This window comes from Leptospira inadai serovar Lyme str. 10 (assembly GCF_000243675.2).
Taxonomy (GTDB): Bacteria; Spirochaetota; Leptospiria; order Leptospirales; family Leptospiraceae; genus Leptospira_B; species Leptospira_B inadai.
On sequence record NZ_AHMM02000006.1, the window covers coordinates 140,797 to 159,874 of the forward strand.

General features: G+C 46.2%; 17 protein-coding genes. 9 read left to right on the plus strand and 8 right to left on the minus strand.

Annotation, left to right across the window (positions count from 1 at the left end; translation table 11 throughout):
* Positions 1-30: 30 nt before the first annotated feature.
* From mraY to murC, 4 genes are read left to right on the plus strand one after another with little or no spacing between them, the layout of a single operon-like run.
* On the plus strand, positions 31-1,143 hold the full coding sequence (gene mraY / locus LEP1GSC047_RS01395) for a phospho-N-acetylmuramoyl-pentapeptide-transferase (protein ID WP_010412630.1): 1,113 nt from the start codon (positions 31-33) through the stop codon (positions 1,141-1,143).
* On the plus strand, positions 1,140-2,291 hold the full coding sequence (locus LEP1GSC047_RS01400; RefSeq protein ID WP_039933789.1) for an FtsW/RodA/SpoVE family cell cycle protein: 1,152 nt from the start codon (positions 1,140-1,142) through the stop codon (positions 2,289-2,291). Before mraY ends, LEP1GSC047_RS01400 begins: the two co-directional genes overlap by 4 nt.
* On the plus strand, positions 2,288-3,361 hold the full coding sequence (locus LEP1GSC047_RS01405; protein ID WP_010412627.1) for a UDP-N-acetylglucosamine--N-acetylmuramyl-(pentapeptide) pyrophosphoryl-undecaprenol N-acetylglucosamine transferase: 1,074 nt from the start codon (positions 2,288-2,290) through the stop codon (positions 3,359-3,361). The genes LEP1GSC047_RS01400 and LEP1GSC047_RS01405 overlap by 4 nt, the downstream gene beginning before the upstream one ends.
* Positions 3,361-4,788 (plus strand): UDP-N-acetylmuramate--L-alanine ligase, encoded by a 1,428-nt coding sequence (gene murC / locus LEP1GSC047_RS01410; RefSeq protein ID WP_010412625.1) that lies wholly within the window; start codon positions 3,361-3,363, stop codon positions 4,786-4,788. The genes LEP1GSC047_RS01405 and murC overlap by 1 nt, the downstream gene beginning before the upstream one ends.
* A 189-nt stretch (positions 4,789-4,977) precedes the next feature.
* Here murC and LEP1GSC047_RS01415 read toward each other — a convergent pair whose 3' ends face one another.
* The 3 genes from LEP1GSC047_RS01415 to LEP1GSC047_RS01425 are packed head-to-tail and all read right to left on the minus strand — an operon-like array spanning position 4,978 to position 8,045.
* Positions 4,978-6,099, minus strand: a complete 1,122-nt coding sequence (locus LEP1GSC047_RS01415) for a 5-(carboxyamino)imidazole ribonucleotide synthase (protein WP_010412622.1) — start codon at positions 6,097-6,099, stop codon at positions 4,978-4,980.
* Complete coding sequence (gene purE / locus LEP1GSC047_RS01420) at positions 6,096-6,584, minus strand: 5-(carboxyamino)imidazole ribonucleotide mutase (protein ID WP_010412618.1); 489 nt, start codon at positions 6,582-6,584, stop codon at positions 6,096-6,098. The genes LEP1GSC047_RS01415 and purE overlap by 4 nt, the downstream gene beginning before the upstream one ends.
* Before the next feature lie 48 nt (positions 6,585-6,632).
* Entirely contained in the window at positions 6,633-8,045 is a 1,413-nt protein-coding gene (locus LEP1GSC047_RS01425; protein WP_010412615.1) for a UDP-N-acetylmuramoyl-tripeptide--D-alanyl-D-alanine ligase, read from the minus strand.
* A 95-nt stretch (positions 8,046-8,140) separates the two neighbouring features.
* Here LEP1GSC047_RS01425 and LEP1GSC047_RS01430 point away from each other — a divergent pair, with 95 nt between their 5' ends.
* The 5 genes from LEP1GSC047_RS01430 to LEP1GSC047_RS01450 are packed head-to-tail and all read left to right on the plus strand — an operon-like array spanning position 8,141 to position 13,076.
* The gene (locus LEP1GSC047_RS01430; RefSeq protein WP_010412612.1) at positions 8,141-9,196 is read left to right on the plus strand and encodes a Gfo/Idh/MocA family protein; all 1,056 of its coding nucleotides are present in this window, start codon (positions 8,141-8,143) and stop codon (positions 9,194-9,196) included.
* A 5-nt stretch (positions 9,197-9,201) separates the two neighbouring features.
* A complete protein-coding gene (locus LEP1GSC047_RS01435) occupies positions 9,202-10,905 on the plus strand; it encodes an ABC1 kinase family protein (protein WP_010412609.1) in 1,704 nt (567 codons plus the stop codon).
* The gene (locus LEP1GSC047_RS01440; RefSeq protein WP_010412608.1) at positions 10,902-11,459 is read left to right on the plus strand and encodes a lipoprotein signal peptidase; all 558 of its coding nucleotides are present in this window, start codon (positions 10,902-10,904) and stop codon (positions 11,457-11,459) included. The genes LEP1GSC047_RS01435 and LEP1GSC047_RS01440 overlap by 4 nt, the downstream gene beginning before the upstream one ends.
* A gap of 2 nt (positions 11,460-11,461) precedes the next feature.
* Entirely contained in the window at positions 11,462-11,989 is a 528-nt protein-coding gene (locus LEP1GSC047_RS01445; protein WP_010412605.1) for a cyclic nucleotide-binding domain-containing protein, read from the plus strand.
* Positions 11,982-13,076, plus strand: a complete 1,095-nt coding sequence (locus tag LEP1GSC047_RS01450; protein ID WP_010412602.1) for an AI-2E family transporter — start codon at positions 11,982-11,984, stop codon at positions 13,074-13,076. Before LEP1GSC047_RS01445 ends, LEP1GSC047_RS01450 begins: the two co-directional genes overlap by 8 nt.
* A gap of 83 nt (positions 13,077-13,159) precedes the next feature.
* Here the strand turns inward: LEP1GSC047_RS01450 and LEP1GSC047_RS01455 are convergent, their stop codons facing one another.
* The 5 genes from LEP1GSC047_RS01455 to LEP1GSC047_RS01475 all read right to left on the minus strand — a co-directional run bounded on the left by LEP1GSC047_RS01455 (position 13,160) and on the right by LEP1GSC047_RS01475 (position 19,043).
* A complete protein-coding gene (locus LEP1GSC047_RS01455; RefSeq protein ID WP_010412600.1) occupies positions 13,160-14,698 on the minus strand; it encodes a sodium:solute symporter family transporter in 1,539 nt (512 codons plus the stop codon).
* Entirely contained in the window at positions 14,698-15,012 is a 315-nt protein-coding gene (locus tag LEP1GSC047_RS01460) for a DUF485 domain-containing protein (RefSeq protein WP_010412598.1), read from the minus strand. The genes LEP1GSC047_RS01455 and LEP1GSC047_RS01460 overlap by 1 nt, the downstream gene beginning before the upstream one ends.
* A 102-nt stretch (positions 15,013-15,114) precedes the next feature.
* Positions 15,115-16,458: a hypothetical protein gene (locus LEP1GSC047_RS01465; RefSeq protein ID WP_010412596.1), complete on the minus strand. Its 1,344-nt coding sequence runs from the start codon at positions 16,456-16,458 to the stop codon at positions 15,115-15,117.
* A 20-nt stretch (positions 16,459-16,478) separates the two neighbouring features.
* Entirely contained in the window at positions 16,479-17,195 is a 717-nt protein-coding gene (locus LEP1GSC047_RS01470) for a hypothetical protein (protein WP_010412594.1), read from the minus strand.
* A 21-nt stretch (positions 17,196-17,216) separates the two neighbouring features.
* The gene (locus LEP1GSC047_RS01475; RefSeq protein ID WP_010412591.1) at positions 17,217-19,043 is read right to left on the minus strand and encodes a hypothetical protein; all 1,827 of its coding nucleotides are present in this window, start codon (positions 19,041-19,043) and stop codon (positions 17,217-17,219) included.
* Positions 19,044-19,078 lie beyond the last annotated feature (35 nt).

Genomic DNA, 19,078 nt, shown 5'->3' on the forward strand with positions numbered 1-19,078 from the left:
GGAGACCTTCCGATTCGGACTAAGGGGACTATGTTCTATTACGTATACGAGTATTTTTTTCGGGAATGGGATTCCCTTCGTATTTTCAGCTATGTGACCTTTCGTGCATTAATGGCCGGCTTGACGTCCATGTTCATCACTTTTTGGTTCGGCGGAAGGATGATCCGGTTTTTATACGGATTGAAATTTCGTGAAAGTGTCCGGGATGACGGTCCTAAATCCCATAGTGCGAAATCGGGAACTCCTACTATGGGCGGCTTGATGATCATAGGCGCTTTGCTTTTATCCGTACTACTATGGGGAAATCTTAAAAACTTAAACGTGCTGCTTTTATTAGCCGCTGCCGTACTGTTTTCCGCTCTCGGATTCGGTGACGATTATATGAAATCGGTAAAGAAGATCAAGGGAGGGATGAGAGCTCGAACCAAATTCGTTTTGTCGATTCTTTTATCGGCGGGTTTTTGCGCCGCATATTTCTATTATACTGGCGAGTCTCCGGGAGGAGCTTCTGGCAGAATTCCGTTTCATTTAACGGATTTATTCCTACCTTTCGTGAAAGGGCCCGTTCTTGCATTGGGTATTTTGGCGATTCCGTTTTCGATTTTAGTAATGCTAGGCGCGTGCCACGGAGTGAATCTAACGGACGGCTTGGACGGTCTTGCCGGAGGAACGGCCTGCATCGCGGTGACCACACTCGCGATCATCTCTTACGTGTCGGGAACTCCGGTCGCAGCTAATTATTTAAATATTCCTTATTTACCCGGAGCCCATGAGTATAGCGTTTTCCTTTCCGCGTTAGCCGGAGCTCTCATCGGTTTTTTATGGTTCAATACCCATCCGGCTCAGGTATTTATGGGCGATACGGGATCTCTTTTTTTAGGAGCCACGATCGGGATGACCTGCGTTATGCTCAAAAAAGAAATCCTGCTCGTGATATTAGGCGGGATCTTCGTGGCCGAGTCTCTTTCGGTGATTTTGCAAGTGGGTTCTTTCAAATTAACTAAAAAACGAATATTTAAAATGGCTCCTTTGCATCACCATTTCGAATTGGTCGGAATTTCGGAAACGAAAGTAGTGATTCGTTTTTGGATCGTAGCCGTCATTTTGGCGATTATCTCCCTTTCAAGTCTGAAAATTCAATGAAAGAACTTGGGCGTAGGTGGAGGGAATTCTGGGAGTCACCCGGGGCTCCTTTCGATCTGCCCATGGTAGGAACGATCTTCCTTCTTTTACTCTTCGGAATTTGCGTAATGTATTCCAGCTCTTCCATCACTGCGTGGAGAGATTTTCACGATTCGGAATATTTTTTAAAAAAACAAGCTCTTTGGGCGCTCATAGGGATTCTTGTTTTTTTCTTTTTCGCCAATTTTTCCTACCGCCGCTTGGAGCGATTCGCTTTGGTCGGCATGATAGTAAGCATCCTGCTGCTCATCCTTGTGTTTATTCCCGGTGTAGGAAAATCCGTCGGAACCTATTATGGAAGAAACTTTCATCGTTGGATAGGCATCGGCCCGTACCAACTTCAGCCCTCCGAGATCGCAAAGCTTGCAGTGGTGATTTATCTCTCCGCGATGATTTCTAAATTGAAAGAAAAGGAAAATCGAGAGGCGAAAAAGTTTTTGATTCCCGGAGCCCTGCTTCTTTCGGTTCTGGTTTTAATTCTAGCGGAGCCGGCCTTCGGAACGACCATGGAGATCCTGTTCGTCGTCTTGGCGTTCGTGTTCCTATTCGGGTTTCCGTTCCGCAATTTACTTTTAGTCGGTTTGGTTTCTCTACCGCTTGCTTATTTATTGGTGGATCGTGTCGGTTATAGAAAGAAGCGGGTGGAAGTCTGGTTGGATCCCTATAAGTTTCGTTTCGACGAGGGGCATCAATTGGTGACTTCTTTTAGGGCATTCTTGGACGGAGGATGGTTCGGGAATAAACTCGCGAGCGGATATGCTCACCGGTATTTGACCTATAGTCACACGGACTTTGTGTTGGCTACCTTTGTGGAGGACTTCGGATTCTTGGGCTTTCTTTTCTTTTTCGGTTTGGTTCTATTTCTTCTGTATCGAACATACGTATTATTAAGGAAAGTCAGCGACCCGTTCGGTTTTTATCTTGGAGCCGGCCTTTTGTTTATCCTTGGCACCCAGTTCGTGATTAATAGTTATGTGGTCACGGGCCTATTTCCGATTACGGGGATTAGCCTTCCGTTTATGAGTTACGGGGGGTCCTCGCTACTTGTGGTTCTGGCGGCCTTCGGAATTCTTGTCAATATAACCAGAAGAGAGAACCTAGGCGTATGAGATCCGTCTTAATCGCGGCCGGCGGGACCGGCGGTCATATTTCTCCGGGAGTCGCGCTGGCGGAAACACTGATCGCGGCCAAATCGCCCTTCGATATCGATAAAATTTTTATTCATTCACTGTATCGAAACAAAGATAATCCCGACCTGAAACAGGCGCCTTGCGAAGTGTTATGGCATAATACTCCGAACTTATCCGGGAATTATTTATTCCTACCGTTCCGCTACGTTTATCAATTGTTAAAATCTTGGATACTTTTCTCCCGTCTCGGGGTGGACGCGGTGATTGGTATGGGAGGATACTCCAGTTTTCCCGCTCTTCTCTATGCATTATTATTTCGTAAAAAGATTTTTCTTTGCGAACAAAATTGTATTCCAGGGGCCGTGAACCGAATCTTCTTTCGCTTTGCCGACAAGGTCGCCTTTAGCTTTCCTCCTCGGGACACGAAGCTTTCCTGCCGGTGGGAAATTCTGGGAAACCCGCTTCGGAGCAAAACCGTTCCGAAACTCGCCTTAAAATTCAGCGATAAATGGGATCCTAAAAAGAAGAAGCAGTTCAACGTTTTAGTTATGGGCGGTTCACAAGGAGCTCGTCAAATTAATAATATAGTCGTTAACCTGATGAAGCATGACCTGATCCAGGAAAGATTCCGCTTCCGGATGCTGACGGGAACGGCTTTGTATGACGAGGTTTCCAAGAAAACCAAGACGGCTGATCTAATTTCATATTCCGATAATATGGCCGAACATTACGAATGGGCTAACTTAGTCATCGCTCGTTCCGGTTCCGGAGTGCTTTCCGAATGCGCCGCGTTTGCTCTTCCTATGATTCTAATTCCGTATCCCTTCGCAAAAGACGACCACCAAACCGCCAACGCGAGATACATGGAGGGGAACGGGGCCGCGGTCGTCATCGAGCAACGGGACGAGGACGAAAGCAAACTATTCAAAATTCTTTCCGACCTTACGGACGATCCCAAAAAATTAAACGATATTTCGGTGAAATCTTTGGAGTGTTCTCATGTAGAAGCCGCAGAGGATACGATTCGATTCTTCTTCGGAACGGATTGATGTCCGGATTTAATTTCTCCAAACCGACTTTATCATTTTCTAAACCTTTTTTTCTCGGCATCGGCGGTTCCGGAATGTCGAGTCTTGCGCATATTCTACTCGATATCGGATTGCCTGTCGTCGGTTACGATGGAAAGAAAACTCCTACGACGCAAAAGTTGGAGGAGAAGGGCGCGATAATTTATTCCAAATCCGACGAAATTCCGGATGAATTCGACGCGGCCATTTACTCTTCCGCGATTCGATTGGAGGAACATCCGATCGCGAAAATTCTAAACCGTCGTGGAGTTCCGTTCTTTCATCGCTCCAAAGTTCTACATGATTGCTTTTCTTCTCGGATCGGGATAGCGGTCGCCGGTTCTCACGGCAAGACCACCACCACAGCTATGACGGGATTTCTTTTGGATTCCGTCGGCTTACAACCTTCCCTGATGGTGGGAGGTGAAGTCGCTTTTTTGGACGGAAAAGGCGGAAGATTCGGACAGGGAGAATTTGCGGTCTTTGAATCCGACGAATCGGACGGTACGTTCTTGAACCACGAGGCGGCCATCAGGATCGTAACGAACATTGATGAAGACCATTTGGATTATTATAAGTCGAGACGGAATCTTTTGGACGCTTTTGCAAAGTTCATCGATAAGACCAAGAGGCGCGTTATTCTAAATTTGGACGATCCCGGCATCAAGGAATGTATTTCGTCGGTCCGATCTAGAAAAACGATATTCGGATTTTTTGAAATCGGTTCGGAAAATTGGAATAAGGAAAGAAATGCGTCTTCTATAGAAGGTAAGTTCGGTTTGGAAGTCGATTCGTTAATTCCCTACAAGATCGAAAAAGGTCGTTTAACATTTTACTATAACGGTAAAGAGATTTCTTTCGGTTCCAAGTTTCCGGGATTGCATTACCTGCGAAATTCCTTGGCGGCGATTATGGCAGGTATAGAAGCGGGGATATCCGCCGAAGACGCAGCAAGATCGATCTCCGCTTATTCAGGTGTTAAGCGAAGACTGGAATATTTGGGTTCGAGAGCCGGGGTGGATGTGTATGACGACTACGGTCATCATCCGACGGAAGTGAGAGCGGTTCTTTCTTCGATGGCGGAAATGTCCGATGGAAAAGGAAGAACGGTCGTCCTTTTTCAGCCTCATAGGTTTACTCGAACCCAAAATCTATATAAAGAATTCGCGGAGAGCCTGGAGTCCGGAGAGATCGTTTACCTTCTACCGGTATATCCGGCGGGAGAAAGTCCGATTGCAGGCGTTAGTTCCGAATTGATCGTCGATGTTATGAAACGGAAACCGATTCTTCTTTCCGACGACGTGAAAGAGGGGTGTGCAGAACTGAGGAATTTTCTTCGATCGGGTGATAAGCTAGTGACCTTGGGAGCGGGGAATGTCAGGGATTGGGGGATGGAATTTTTGTCCTAGTTCATTGAGTGATTCTAATAGTAGGCTTGCTCGTTCCGGAATCGTTCGATAGAGTTCGAGCCTTCGGTTTTTGGTATTACGCATTTATAATGAATGGTATTTTTTTCCCGTGCTGTTATGTTATGTGAATTGCAGAAGTCTTGCATCGTTAAAGATGTCCCTTCGAAATAGGCTGAAAACGATCCGAGGTTAGAGAAACGCATTTTCGGGGTTTTCGCCCACGTAGTTCCAGTGGCCCATTTTTCTATCCCGGCGTGGATCGGATTTTCCGTAGAGGTGAAGAGAGTATCGGGCATCGGACATGTATTTTAGCCATTGTTCGGAATCGGGAGCGAAATCCTGCCCTAAGATGTTCTTCATGGAGCTATCGGAGCTCGAAATAAAATCCGGAATCGGTAGACCGACTAACGTTCTTACTTGTAACTCGAATTGGGAAACCGAAGCTGCGTCTTGCGAAAAATGCCCCGAGTTATGGGGCCGGGGAGCGAATTCGTTTAATAAAAATGTTTCGCCTACTATAAAAAACTCCAATCCGAAGACTCCTACATAATCGATTCCTTCCGCCAAGCGGACCGCTGCTGCTGCCATCGCATTTTTGTTTTTTTCGGGGAATTTGCCCGGATGAATCGTTACATCCAGAATATGATTTTTATGTACGTTTTCGGAGGGGGAAAAGCAAAATGATTTTCCGTCCCGCGATCGGGCTAGAATTACGGAGGCCTCTTTATCAAAGGAGGCCCATTCTTCCAAGATAAGATCCAAAGGCTCGCGACCAAGAGAGCCCGCCCAAAATCGAAATTCTTCTTTGCTATTGTATTTTGTCTGTCCCTTACCGTCGTAGCCGAACGTGGAAGTTTTTAAAACCGCAGGGAACTTGCATTTTTCCGCCGCTTCGATCGCGTCCGACTTATTCGTAATCGGATAGAAATCCACGGTCGGTAGACCCAAATTTCGGAACGTCTTTTTTTCCCTGATTCTGTGCTGAGCGATTCGGATGCACTCCGGTCTCGGCGATACCACTAACCCGGTTTCTTTGGAGAAATCCTCTATAATAGTTAATTCGGTATTTGGAATATTCTCAAATTCAAATGTAACCGCATCGACGCTTTCCAAGAATTTTCGCAGGGAGGTTTCATCCTCGTACGGAACGACTACTTCTTCCGCTCCCGCTAATGCCGCAGGAGTGTTCCGTTCGGGGGAATAAACGGAGACTCGATAGCCCATCCGAATCGCTTCTTGAGCGAACATTCGTCCGAGTTGTCCCGAACCCATGACCCCTAATCGAGCGGACGGAAATAAAATTTTACTCATATTAATTGATCGTTTTTAGATAATGCTTCTTCGCGTATTTTATCCCGATATGTTTCCAGCTTTTTGGCAAGGTTCTCGTCATGGAGGGAAAGAATTCTCGCCGCCAATAAGCCCGCGTTTTTGGCTCCGGCGGAACCGATAGCAAGAGTTCCGACGGGAACTCCTCCGGGCATTTGAACGATGGACAAAAGGCTATCGAGTCCCTTTAAATTGGAGGATTTAACGGGAACTCCCAAGACCGGAAGGGTGGTAAGGGAGGCGACCATTCCGGGTAGATGCGCAGCCCCTCCGGCTCCGGCGATAATGATTTCAAAACCTTCGGATTTTGCGTTCTTGGCAAACTCCAGCATAATTTCCGGCGAGCGATGAGCCGAGATGATTTCCTTATGACAAGCGATCCCCAACTCTTGAAGAATCGTAACCGCTTCCTTCATCGTCTCCCAATCGGACCGGCTACCCATAATCACTGCTACTTTCGGTTGCACGCTTGCAGGATCCGTCGGAAACCGCATACGGGCAAGTAGGAAAACGATTTAGTCCATCTTGGAATTCGAATTTAATGCTTCCACAACTCTCTCCAATTTCATACCCCGAGAGGCCTTGGCTAATATATAAGATCCCGGTTGGACGTTCTTTTTCACTTCTTCGAGCAGAGAATGCAGTCCTTCTTCGTCTCCGGAAAAAGAAGCTGCGATTTGTGGAGGTTTTGCTTTGCTTTGGAATCCTTTGAATATGAAATGGGATCCGGAGCCGAAGGTAAAGATCCCTTTACAGTTCGAGAGGGAAGCGGCGAACTTTCCTACTTCCGCATGAAACTTGGAGGAATAAGAACCTACTTCCTTCATATCTCCTAAAATCGCGTAAAACCCTTCCGTTCCGGAAAGTTGCGAACAAGCCTCTAAAGAAGACAGCATCGATTCCCGATTCGCATTATAAGTATCGTTTAGAATTCGATACGTTCCTTCCTGAAGATCGAGTCGTTTATCTTTGGTTTTAAAATTACGAATCCCTTCTAAGATCCAATCTTCGGGTGTTCCGATTTCTTCTAAGGCCGCGATGCATAGGGATAAATTTTCCAGTAATTTAGAACCCGGAAGATTCCAGTTCAAAGCGGTACTGAAGATTTCCAATCGAAAGCCTTCCCGCAAAGTCTCCAGGGTTTTGATCCGAGACGTCAGCGGGACCAAGGTAAATTTAACGCCTGACTTTCGAGCCTTCTTAGACAAGACTCTTTTGTATTCTCCGGTTGCCGGATAAAAGACGATTCCGCTTTTCGGCATTCCGTCCATCACTTCGGCTTTGGCTTTGGCGATTCCTTTTCGGGATCGGAAAAATTCTATATGTGCGGTACCGATGGTGGTAATAATCGACAACTGAGGTTTTGCCATCGAGGACAACCTGGATATCTCATCCTTCGTGTTCATTCCCATTTCGCAGATTACGTATCGGGTCTTCGGTCCGATTCGAAACAAAGTGAACGGCACGCCGATTTCGTTATTATAATTTCTTTCGGTCACGACCAAAGATTCTTCCAAAGGAGAAAGGCAGGAGCCCAGGATTTCTTTCGTAGTCGTTTTACCGCTGGAACCCGTTACCGCGATTACGATGGGCTTAAATCTGGATCGATGAAACGCCGCCAGTTTTCCCAAACCGATCAATGTATCTTTTACGAATATGGCTTTCTCTCTATCGGCTTCGGAAAGTTTTTCCAGGATCGGATGTTCGTACTCGCAAAGAAAATAAGTCGCTCCCTTGGAAAGAGCATCCGGAATGAAATCGTGGCCGTCACGATTCCCGCGAAGAGGAACGAATAAGGAATCGGACTCGCACATTCCCGAGGAAGTGGTGATGGATAGAATCTCGCTTTCCTTTAGAAAGGCAACCTTGGACGGGGAAGAAAGAATTCGTCTGACAGTTTCCGGATCGTATCTGAAATCGGATCGCATAGGCACCAGAATTCAGGAGCCCCATCGTCTGCGGTAGTCGATTTTTGGAAAAAATCGTCTTGCGAAACCGCCGAAAACCGCATTCATTATTTTCAATGCGAAAGACAAAGACATTGATTGTCGGGCTGGGTAGAATCGCCAGTATCTTGGAAAAAGATCCTCTGCGGCAAAAGCCTTGCACTCATGCAGGTGTTCTTCTTTCGGCCTGGGGCAAAAAGAATTTTGAAATTATCGGGGTCTTGGATCCGAATCGGGAAAAGCAGGAACTGTTTTGCAAGCAATGGAAGTTCCCGCGAGATCGCGTCTTTTCCGATTTAGATTCGTTCGCGAAGATTCGAATCCTTCCGGATCTTACCGTAATCGCCACTCCTTCGGAATCGCATTATTTCGATGCTTGTTCGGCAATCCGCTTCGGAATCAAAAACCTAGTCATAGAGAAGCCCGTTTGCGAGACGTTCCTTCAAGCTAAGTCCCTGGAAAAATTGGCTAGGAAAAACGAAACCAGAATCTGGGTAAACCACGAGAGAAGATATCATCCGAAATATTCTTGGGCCAAGTCCGTTTTGGAATCCGGTAAATACGGCAGGATACGAACCATTCGGGCTTCCGTTTTGACATCCGCTGCCTCACCCGGGAGGGCCTTTCATGATAGGACCGGGCCGCTGTTTCACGATGGAACTCATGCGATCGATTTGATTTATTGGTTATTGGGAAAGCCGGATCGGATTCGTTCTAGTTTACGAAAACGCAACGGAGTTTCGGTAGAAGATAAGGCGGTTGCCCTTTTGGAATACGATTCCGGGCCGATCGTATTTTTGGAGGCTGGAGGAAGTCGTAACTATTTTCAGTTTGAAATGGATATTATGACGGATTGCGCTCGAATGATTCTCTCTAACGACGGTTTCAGTCTCTTCGAATCCAGACCTTCCCGTAAATACAAAGGATTTAATAGTTTGACGGAAGTCTCGTTTCCGGAAAAATCTTCCCTCGGACCGAATCCCTTTGAAAATCTCTACGCGGAAATCCGATCCGTCCTTGCGAATCAATCGGACCGTATAACCGGAGACATCCGAGAGAATTTGGGAATTATGGAACTCCTAGATCGGATCAAGACGAAGGCGGATGTCCGGACGGTATCGGAACCTGAATAGGATCTATGTCTAATTCCTCCTCCACTAAGAACGAAAACAATCTTCCAAAATATTCGGCGAGCGGCAGATATTATAGAGGTAGTTGGTTTCTCTGGAAGAAGATTTTCAGTCTTCTTTGGTACTATAAATTTGCCAGGCTTTTTCTACCCTCGTATAGGAACGGAGAAAAAGAGACGGAGTTCTTTCAGAATTTAGGAAGAGAGTGCAGGGAATTCTTTTTAAGAATGGGTGGAGTTTACGTTAAACTCGGTCAGTATCTAGCCAGTCTTTCGCACCTCTTTCCGGAAAGTTTTACCGATCCGCTCCAGGACTTGCAGGATAGAGTTCCTCCTCATCCGTTTTCGGAAATTAAGGAAAGATTCAGAAAGGAATTCGGTAAAGATATCGCGGAGATTTTTCCCGATATCTCCGAGATGCCTCTCGCTTCGGCTTCCATCGCACAAGTACACTCGGCAAGTTTTAAGGGGGAGAAAGTCGCCATTAAGATACTGTACCCGGGTATCGAAGAAATTATCGTTAAGGACCTAAAAGCGATCCGTACTTTCTTAAAGAGAATCAATCGCTTACTCGTTACCTTCGATTATAAAATCGTTCATAAGGAAATAGCAAAATTGGTAGGTCGCGAAACCGACTTACGTTTGGAAGCCGAATCGATGGAGCGTATGGCGCGGTATTTCTCGGAAGAACCGGACTATGTGTTTCCTAAGATTCATAAGGAATGGAGCGGCAAAAGCGTTCTTACCGCCCGCTATATAGACGGAATACGAATCACGCAAGCCGCCGCGTTGAAGAAGGGTCAGGCAAAATCTCGACCGGTCGATCTGCTGATTCGCGCGTACATTCTAATGGTATTCGAATACCGATTTTATCATGCGGATCCTCATCCGGGAAATATGATCTATACTCCGGAAGAAAAACTTTGCTTCATCGATTTCGGAGCCGTGGGTGAAATTCCACCGAGCCAAGCATTAGTGTTGCGCAAGATTTTTTTATGCGCTATGTCGAAAGACTATGGTGGAGTCGTGGAAGGTCTGGACGAGCTGGGTCTAATTTCCCGTAAGGCGGATCGGGATAAAGTGGAGGAAGTCGTTCGGTATTCCTTGGAAAAACTTTCCCGTTTTCTGACGGATACGGATTCCTTTCGCAATATCAAATTCGAACAAATTCATACTCCGGAAGATTTGAAATTTTTAAAGGAGATCAATTCCAGCCTAAGAGAATTGCTCCGAATGGTACAGTTGCCGGTCACGTTGATTCCGTTGGAAAGAGTCCTGGGGTTATTGGTCGGAATTACGGCGACCTTGGATCCGTACAGGACCGTTCTGGATTACGGAGAAAAACCTTTTAAAAGCATGGTTTTACAAGGGGAAAATAACTGGCAAAAGGCCCTCGTGCAGGAAGGAGGAATTTGGGGACAGGCGGTATCCCTCCCGGGTGAATTGTTACAAACGATAAAGAATCTGAATCGCGGGAAGCAAGCCTATCGATTGCCGGACTTGGAACTGCATAGTAGAAAAATGTATTCCCTGGGACACCAGGCAATCGCTATCGCCGTTATTTTATTCGGAATTCATTATGGAACGGAAAGAATGGATAGGGGAGAGGAATTATATGCGACGATCAGCTTCGGCGCTTCGATTTTCTTCGGAATCCTCCTTGCTCTCTCTGTCCTAAAAAATAAATTCAGCTCAAAAAGGAATCGTCAGTGAAATTTTTCGAAAAGAAATTCTTAGATGTATACCCGCCTCTTTTCCTTATATCGGTAGTTCTGGGGACGGTTATAGATCTGGTTACAAAATATATCGCCATTCTTTATCTCCATCCTCACAGTCCGGTCGAAGTGATCGGCAATTTTTTCCGGTTAACTTTGACCTTCAATACCGGCTTCGTAATGGGATTTTTCCAAGGCTTTCCTAGAACTTCGTTGGCAATGACTGCCGTCGCTATCCTGGTCCTAATCGCATATCGTTGGAAAAATCCCGATCTAGGGCATCCGGCAGGTTGGGCGCTCGTTATGTCGGGAGCGTTCGGAAATTTTATCGATAAATTCTTCGTAAAAGTGATTGGTGTAGGCGCTGAATTCGGTTTCGTAGAGAATCAATTTGTCGGAAAATTCATCGGAGTCGTGGACTTCCTGGACTTTGATTGGCCTAATTGGTTGATCTACGATCGATGGCCTGCCTTTAACTTTGCGGATTCCTGCGTCAGCGTAGGCTTGGTTCTCTTGATCCTTACGATGAAACTCGAGGAGGATAAGAAGTAGTTTTGAATCCTCTGCAACTTCCCATCTGGAAGAAGTTATTCAAGAAAAAGGGTACTTCCAACCCGGAGATTATCCGTTTTCTGCGGGAAACATCCGTCTTCGGAAAATTAAAACGACGGACGTTAAACGAAATCGCGCGTTTAGTTCATGTTCGTAAATACGCGGAAGGAGAGGAGATTTTCCGCCAGGGAGAAGCCGGCGCGGGTTTTTACATGATCTTTGACGGCAAAGTGACGATTCGTTCGATTCGAGACGGAATCGAACTGGACCTGGCTCACTTGGACCAACATTCCTTTTTTGGCGAACTCTCCCTTTTTTCGGAAGAACGGAGAACCGCGACTGCCATCGCTTCGGAGCCTTCCACTCTGCTCGGTTTTTTTCAACCCGACTTAAAGGAGATCATCGAAACCAAACCTAAAATCGGTATCGAGATTCTACTCAGTCTAACCGGAGTAATCGTGGAACGTCTTCAGAAAACCAATCAGCTTCTTGAGAAAGCTTATTACAAGGGTAAGCAAAAGAATGTCTGAATCCAGGCCGTTATCTACGTACGTAATTCGCATCATTTTCTTCCTACTTGTAGGAGCGGCGATCACATTCTTTATACTCGGGCTGAAACTATTGATCATCCCGATCGCTTTATCCCTGATTCTATTCTATATTTTTAACGGAAGCATTAATTATTTCGAAAGTCTCGGAGTCCCTCGCATCTTATCCGTCGCAGGATTGATGATTTTAGTCTGTATTCCGATTTATTGGATCGCGACGGAAGTAGCGTCACCCATCGTTTCCACCTTGGAACCCATAATGAAGAATTGGAGACAGGATATGGAAGACGCTAAATTCAAATACTTGGTCGTGGGATTTAAAATCCAATTCAATGATTTTCCGGCAGGGTGGGAAGAAACGATCCGTCCGGAAGAACTTGTTCAGAAAGTCGCGGATATAATACAGGGGGAATTCGCAGCACTAGTTTCCATCATTCCTACTTTGATCGGTTATTTAGTGATTACTCCCTTATTTGCGTTCTTGTTTCTGCTGAACGGAAACGGAGTTTATAAGAATATCGTAAGCCTAGTCCCGAATCGTTACTTCGAGATGACCATCATGATCGCCGCTAATATCAACGAGCAAATTACGAATTACTTACGTAGTTTGGTGATTCAAAGCGCCATCATTACCGTAGTCGCAATGATAGGCTTTTCGGTCATCGGACTTAGATATTTTTATATATTTGCGCTCTTCGTGGGCATCGCAAATTCGATACCGTACTTAGGCCCGATAATCGGTGCGGTTCCTCCTTTGTTTATGACTTTAACGCAAGGCTCGACGATCTTTTATGCCAAAGGGATCACCGAGGGCATGGGCATGTACGAACTGATGGGCGCTATTCTGATTGTCATAGTTATCGCGCAGGCAGTGGATAATTTTTTCGTCCAACCGGTGATTATTTCGGATGCGGTGTCTTTGCATCCGATCGTCGTTGTCGGAGCCGTTACCGTGGGTGGAACTTTATTGGGGATAGCGGGAATGCTAGTGGCGGTCCCGCTTGCCGCAATCCTGAAAGTCACGATTGCGACATTGTATCGGTCGATGAAAGATCATAATTTGCTTTAGACGAAAGCTGGAGGAGGATATCCGGGCGGAGAATCCTCCTCCAGCTTTCGAGGCGTTGTAGTCTTACTTTAAGCTCCCTAAATTCATTCAGCTCCGACTCCGAGATAAACCCTTACTTTTTCGGATTCATATAATCTTTGAGCTCGTTCTTCGGGGAAAAGTTTCGAAAAAACGATCGCGGCCAAAAACGAAAGAGTCATGGAAAAGATCGCCGGATTCTTATACGGAAAAAGCGCCGTCGAAAAACCGAAGATGTCCACCCAGACGGTGGGACTAAGAACGATCAAACCGGTAGCCGAAATGGAGCCGATTAGTATGGAAGCGACTCCACCCGCCGTACTAAAGTTCCGCCATAGAATGGATAGGAAAAGCGCCGGAAAATTACCGCTTGCGGCGATTGCAAAGGCTAGGCCGACCATAAAAGCCACATTTTGATCCTTGAATAAAATCCCGAAAAGGATTCCTAATATACCGAAGGACACCGTGGCTCGTCTCGCAACGCGGACCTGCTCCTGTTCGCTCGCCTTTCCGTCTTTGAAAACGTTGAAATGAAGATCATGTGAAATCGTGGAAGCAGCTGCCAGCGTCAATCCTGCGACCACGGCTAAAATTGTCGCAAACGCTACCGCCGCAATAAAGCCTAAAAAGGGAGTTCCGCCTAATAATTCGGCAAGGAGTGCCGCGGCCATATTACCGCCCTTATCAACGGAGGTTATTCGATCTCTCCCGATCAAAACCGCGGCGGCAAATCCCACGATCGGGATAATAATATAAAAGTAACCTATAAAGGTAGTCGCGTAGGCTACGGACTTTCTAGCTTCTTTTGCGTGAGGGACGGTGTAAAAGCGCATTAGAATATGAGGAAGTCCTAATAATCCGAACATAAGTGCCAAACCGAGCGAAATCGCGTCTAAAGGATTGGAGACTAAGCCCCCCGGTTCCAAAGCGGACCTGCCGTACTGCCGCTCGACTTCCCCGTATAAATTCGAAAGGTCGAAACCGAATTTAGCCATCGCGAGAATCGCCAAAAGCGTGACTCCGAACAAGAGTAGGCCTGCCTTTACGATTTGAACCCAAGTAGTCGCGATCATTCCTCCGAATAAAACGTATAAAAGCATCACTCCGCCTACTAAAACTACGGCGGATTCGTAGGAAATTCCGAACATTAGATTGATCAGCTTCCCCGAACCGACGATTTGGGCGATCGAATAGGTTAGTGTGACTAATATGCTTCCGATCGATGCGGCGATTCGTATAGGCTTTTGGCGCAACCTAAACGCAAGAACGTCCGCGAAGGTATATTTGCCTAGATTACGAAGCGGTTCGGCGATTAAAAACATGAGGGCGGGCCATCCGACCAACCAACCGACCGCATAGATGATCCCGTCATATCCTTTTAGAGCGACCATACCCGAAATTCCTAAAAACGAGGCAGCGGACATGTAATCGCCGGATAACGCCAAGCCGTTTTGGAATCCCGTTATGTTCCTTCCCGCTGCATAGAATTCGCTGGATGTTTTCGTTTTCTTTGCGGCCCAATAAGTAATCGCCAGCGTTAAGAGAACGAATATTACGAAAAATAAAACGGAGATGATATTGGGCTGTCCTAAAGACGATTCCATTAAATTTCGCTTCCCTTTTCTAATTTGCCTTTTAGGTGTTCGGTGTCTTTGTCATAGGAGGTATTTGCCCAATAGACATAAACAATCGTTAAAAGCCAGGAAACCACTATGACTAGGGCGCCGACTATCAATCCGTAGTTGGCAAACTGTCCGAGACGCTCGGTCAACCAATCTTTCTTGAATGCGATCGTCAAAATGAAGCCGTAATAATTTATAAAAAGAACGGAAAGCAGGATAAAACTGACGGTCCAGCGGGCTCTGACTAATTTTTTAAACTCGGGAGATTCGATGAGCTGATGCGGTTTGACTTTCATCCCGTACTCCTATGCATAAATGCAATCGAGGATTTTAGAAAAATTGCCTGGGTTCGCAAGGATAAAAATACGCGTCCGGAAAAAATCCGAAGTGGACGATGATTAATTTTCGCGGGATAATCCGGACCGGATCGTTTTGATTCCTCGATCAACGTAAGCCTTGATTCTGATAAAAGAGAATAAAACGCAAAGATACCAAAAAGGCTCCAATTCGAATCGCATTCGATTCGCTTCAAACGGATCGATAAACGAATACAAAATCGTAAGCGAAACGGTGTGCAGGACGATAATTTGAACTTTGTAGGAAAAGGAGAAAAATCGCAGTAGGAGCAATAATAGAGAGATCGGATATACGATTCTATATAGGTTTTTATCGAAGGAACCCATATCGACTGCGGCAAACCAATCCAATCCCGGATATTTGCGCAGGAATTCCGGGACCGCGGAAAATTGGGGTACCAGAAACGGATAATTCGAAGGGCTACTTAAATAAACCTTAATGCCGAACTTTAACAGCCTCAAGGATTGCCGCACATCCGTGGTTTCCTTAACTTTAGACAGGTACTTACGGGAAACTTCGATAAACCGGATGTTATGATAATCGTCTCCATTCAGACAGATCGTTTCGGAGTAACGCGAGACGAGAGGGTCGTCTTCGGAATAAATTCCGCGATAGAGAATGGTCGGGAGCTGGAATGAGGCTAGATTTTTGCGTTCGTCCGAATCCAGGGTTATCAACCTAGATCTTGCCAGGTTCATTCCTAACCAGGTCGAGGCCGAAAACGAGTCGAAAAGAATCAAATTTTTTAGATATAACCCGAACGGGAATAGGAGTATTAAAAAAGCCGTAATTATCGAGGCGCGCGATAGCTTTTTGCGCTCATTCCAAGCCAACCAGCCGACCCAAAAGATCGCGAGGCCTAAATGCCAGGAAGGTCGGACGGCCGCCGCAAGCGCAATTGTGATCGAAACGGACACTAGTCTCCGGTTTCTATTTTTAATCACCCATAGGGAATATAATAAAACCAACGAAAGAAAGAATAAATAAGTGGAATAAAACGGATAGCGAAAGTAGGCGAATGCAAGCGGGTTAAGAAAAAAGAGTGCGGCCCAAATCGTACGATATCGTATTCTTAATGAGGAGAGAATCGATAGGAAAAGGTAACAACCGATCGCATGCAGCATAGGAAGAATGAACGCATATAAAGGATAAGGATCGTCGTTTCCTAAATGCGTGAAAGCGGAGTGCCAGAGGGCTAACGCCGGACTCGTACCGTTCAGCAGTAGGAGCGCGTGCAGTGGATGGTTGTACCAACAATCTTTGGAAGGTAGCTGCCAGTAACCGTCTATCCTTAATATCGGAAAATCTAGAAACTGTAATATAGCGTGAATGCAGGCGATCGTTATCGGGAGGGAATAGTTTCGCGCGATACTAGGATATCCCATTTTTCCGAACGCGAAGTCGTTTAAAACAGGCCGTTAATTCCGTTAATATTTACGGTTTTTATGATTTCTTTATCCTTTTCGGATTCGGCCACTTTCCAGGTGACTCCCGTGGGCGTGGACAAGAGGCTTCGTCCGATCCGCTTCTTTCCGAAAGGCGCGCCGTGCCCCGAAGAACGAAGTAGGAAAAGATTATATTTTGCGGATAAGTCAGCGTATCTTTTGAGATCGTCCGCGTAATTGATTCCCTCCTCTAGGACGGAGTCTATATGGAATGCGAGATTTATGTTTTCCGATTTTAAACGATCAAATCTGGAAAGATCGTCGATTTCTTTTCCCACAAAAATACCGAATCGGAATCCGCCTAGAATAATCGCTTCGTCCCCGGAACCGGGTTTGGCCGGGGCTTCTTCCGCACCCAGCACTTTCACGTCGTACCAATCGACTAACACGATATTCTGAACGACCGGGACGGAGAGCCGCAATATTCCCTCCTCATCTTTGCGAAACATGCAGCCGCCTAGTATGGCTCCTTTGTAAACTTCGGAAACTGCCAACAGTTCGTCCAAAAAACCCTTCGAGCGAGAGGCGAGAGATTCGGGAGAAGCGACTCCGCCTCCGGGAAAATACATCGGCAGAATCAGGAAATCGGATTTTTCTTTAGATAACTTGGATCTTTGTTCGGGAGAAATAGGCTGAGATAATTCCTTTTGGAATAAAGTGATCTTTACAGAAGCCACGCGTAACCTGCGCTTGTAGATTTAGTCGGATAAAATGGACGGGTCGACGCCGAAATTATCATCGACACCTTTTTCCGCGGAAACGTTCGGATCGATGAGCTCGGCATCCGGCTGAGAATTGTCGGCCTTAATTCCGAATTCCTTTTCCATTTCTTCAGGGGACATTTCAGGAACACCTCCGAACAAATCTCCGCTTTCCAATCGCTCCGAGAGAGCTAAAGAATAGCAGTATGCTTCCATAATGCATTGTTTGATCGGCTTTTTATTCAGTCGCTTTTTAGACTCTATTAGATCGAAGGTCATTAAGTCGTCCATATTCGTAACGACCTCCTTTTTACCCTTCATATCCGCGATGAGTCGGGAAAGTAGATCGGAACCTTTTTGAATGAAGTCCTTTACCGTAACTCGGACGTTTCGGGATTGTTGGCTTTTTTTGGTTTCTAAAGCCGATGTTTTTTTGGATGACTCGATGTAGTTGGCGCCCGGATTCTTTAGATGGGAATCCAATTCCTTGTGATATTGGTCATAGATTCGGAATTGTTCCTGAATGCCTCGAGTCGTTTCGTACAAATCGATTAACTTTTCGCGAAAATCCATTTTTGCGCCCGCGACGATCGTCGGCTTTAAATCGATTTTCTTGGTGGTCATTACGAAGGAATATTCCTCGTCGAATTCTCGAAAAAATAGCCAGGAAAGCAAAGCTTTGTCCGCGGACGGGATCCGTTCGTGTTCTCCTTTCGGGTCGTGCTTCTTCCGAAGTTGCTCCAAAGGCAGCATTCGCATGAGCTTTAGCCCGTACTTTAGCTCTTTGCTTAGGGATTCTTCCGGATCGATCGGCTCTTCCTTTTTCGGTTCTTCGGCTTCTTCCTCTTCCTCGTGGGCTCCGCCGGAGATTTCGTCCAACTCTTGGCCGGGTTGGCGTTGTCCCAATTTTTCTTCAGGGACGATTCCTAGAATGTCTTCCATGTAAGAGCTGATCAGCGGAATATTCTTATCTTCGCTCCGAAGGATGGCCAAATATAACTTATCAAATACCGTTCCGTAGAGTACGTCGAATTCCTGGAGGGCCCGTTTTCGTTTCGTATTATAAACGGTGGCAGGTTTTCCCTCCAGTTTTTCGAGAGCCTGGTATCCTAGCGTGACGGCCTTAACGTACGATCCTTGGAACGGGTAAATATAGTATAATTTCTTAAATAAAGAATATAAGGGTTGTCGCACCCGTGAGATGGAAACGGCCATATCCGGAGCCGCGTTATGCGTTTCGAGTAGCTGATTCAACTCCACGTTATCGTAAACCTTATGCATTCGACCCAGGAGTTCGATATAAAGAGGATTTTGCCCGTCTAACTCTTTCGCGATCTTAGTGGCATAAGCGGGATTTCCGAGTAAATCATTCCCTACAAAGTTCATTTCCAGAATGGCTTTTTTGCCTGCGATATTCAGTTCGGAGAGAAATCCCGGGAGCAGGTCGCTGGATGAAAAAGAAGTTACTCTAGAGATCCAGCATTTGAACCTGACCGCCATTCTGTTGAAGAAATTTCCCATCTCCGCTTCGATCGCTTTTCGATCCCGGAACGCGTTAGGCTTTGCTTGCTGGGTCCTGGACGGAGAGGCCGATCCGCCCCTGCCGGACGGTGATTTTGGATCCCTGCCGCCTGCTTGGCTTCTGGCGCCCTGGCGTATTTGCGGTTGTTCTTTGGGCTTTTTAGGGGCTTCGTCCCGCTTTTTGTCTTTTTCGGAAACGACCTTGCCTCCGGCGGATTGAAACTTATCAAACATCTCTCGTCTGGCCTTGTCGTCCAGATTGTTTACGCCGATGCTTTTTTTGGTTTTATCGAATTCGGACATTGGTTTGGATTCCCCAGAAACCGCTCTAATAGTAT

Coding starts and splice junctions, on each gene's coding strand:
- LEP1GSC047_RS01455 (WP_010412600.1), bottom strand. CDS start 14,698: ATGGAATCGTCTTTAGGACAGCCCAATATCATCTCCGTTTTATTTTTC.
- LEP1GSC047_RS01430 (WP_010412612.1), top strand. CDS start 8,141: ATGCGAAAGACAAAGACATTGATTGTCGGGCTGGGTAGAATCGCCAGT.
- LEP1GSC047_RS01450 (WP_010412602.1), top strand. CDS start 11,982: ATGTCTGAATCCAGGCCGTTATCTACGTACGTAATTCGCATCATTTTC.
- LEP1GSC047_RS01475 (WP_010412591.1), bottom strand. CDS start 19,043: ATGTCCGAATTCGATAAAACCAAAAAAAGCATCGGCGTAAACAATCTG.
- LEP1GSC047_RS01405 (WP_010412627.1), top strand. CDS start 2,288: ATGAGATCCGTCTTAATCGCGGCCGGCGGGACCGGCGGTCATATTTCT.
- LEP1GSC047_RS01400 (WP_039933789.1), top strand. CDS start 1,140: ATGAAAGAACTTGGGCGTAGGTGGAGGGAATTCTGGGAGTCACCCGGG.
- LEP1GSC047_RS01460 (WP_010412598.1), bottom strand. CDS start 15,012: ATGAAAGTCAAACCGCATCAGCTCATCGAATCTCCCGAGTTTAAAAAA.
- LEP1GSC047_RS01465 (WP_010412596.1), bottom strand. CDS start 16,458: ATGGGATATCCTAGTATCGCGCGAAACTATTCCCTCCCGATAACGATC.
- LEP1GSC047_RS01425 (WP_010412615.1), bottom strand. CDS start 8,045: ATGCGATCCGATTTCAGATACGATCCGGAAACTGTCAGACGAATTCTT.
- LEP1GSC047_RS01415 (WP_010412622.1), bottom strand. CDS start 6,099: ATGAGTAAAATTTTATTTCCGTCCGCTCGATTAGGGGTCATGGGTTCG.
- LEP1GSC047_RS01435 (WP_010412609.1), top strand. CDS start 9,202: ATGTCTAATTCCTCCTCCACTAAGAACGAAAACAATCTTCCAAAATAT.
- murC (WP_010412625.1), top strand. CDS start 3,361: ATGTCCGGATTTAATTTCTCCAAACCGACTTTATCATTTTCTAAACCT.
- mraY (WP_010412630.1), top strand. CDS start 31: ATGTTCTATTACGTATACGAGTATTTTTTTCGGGAATGGGATTCCCTT.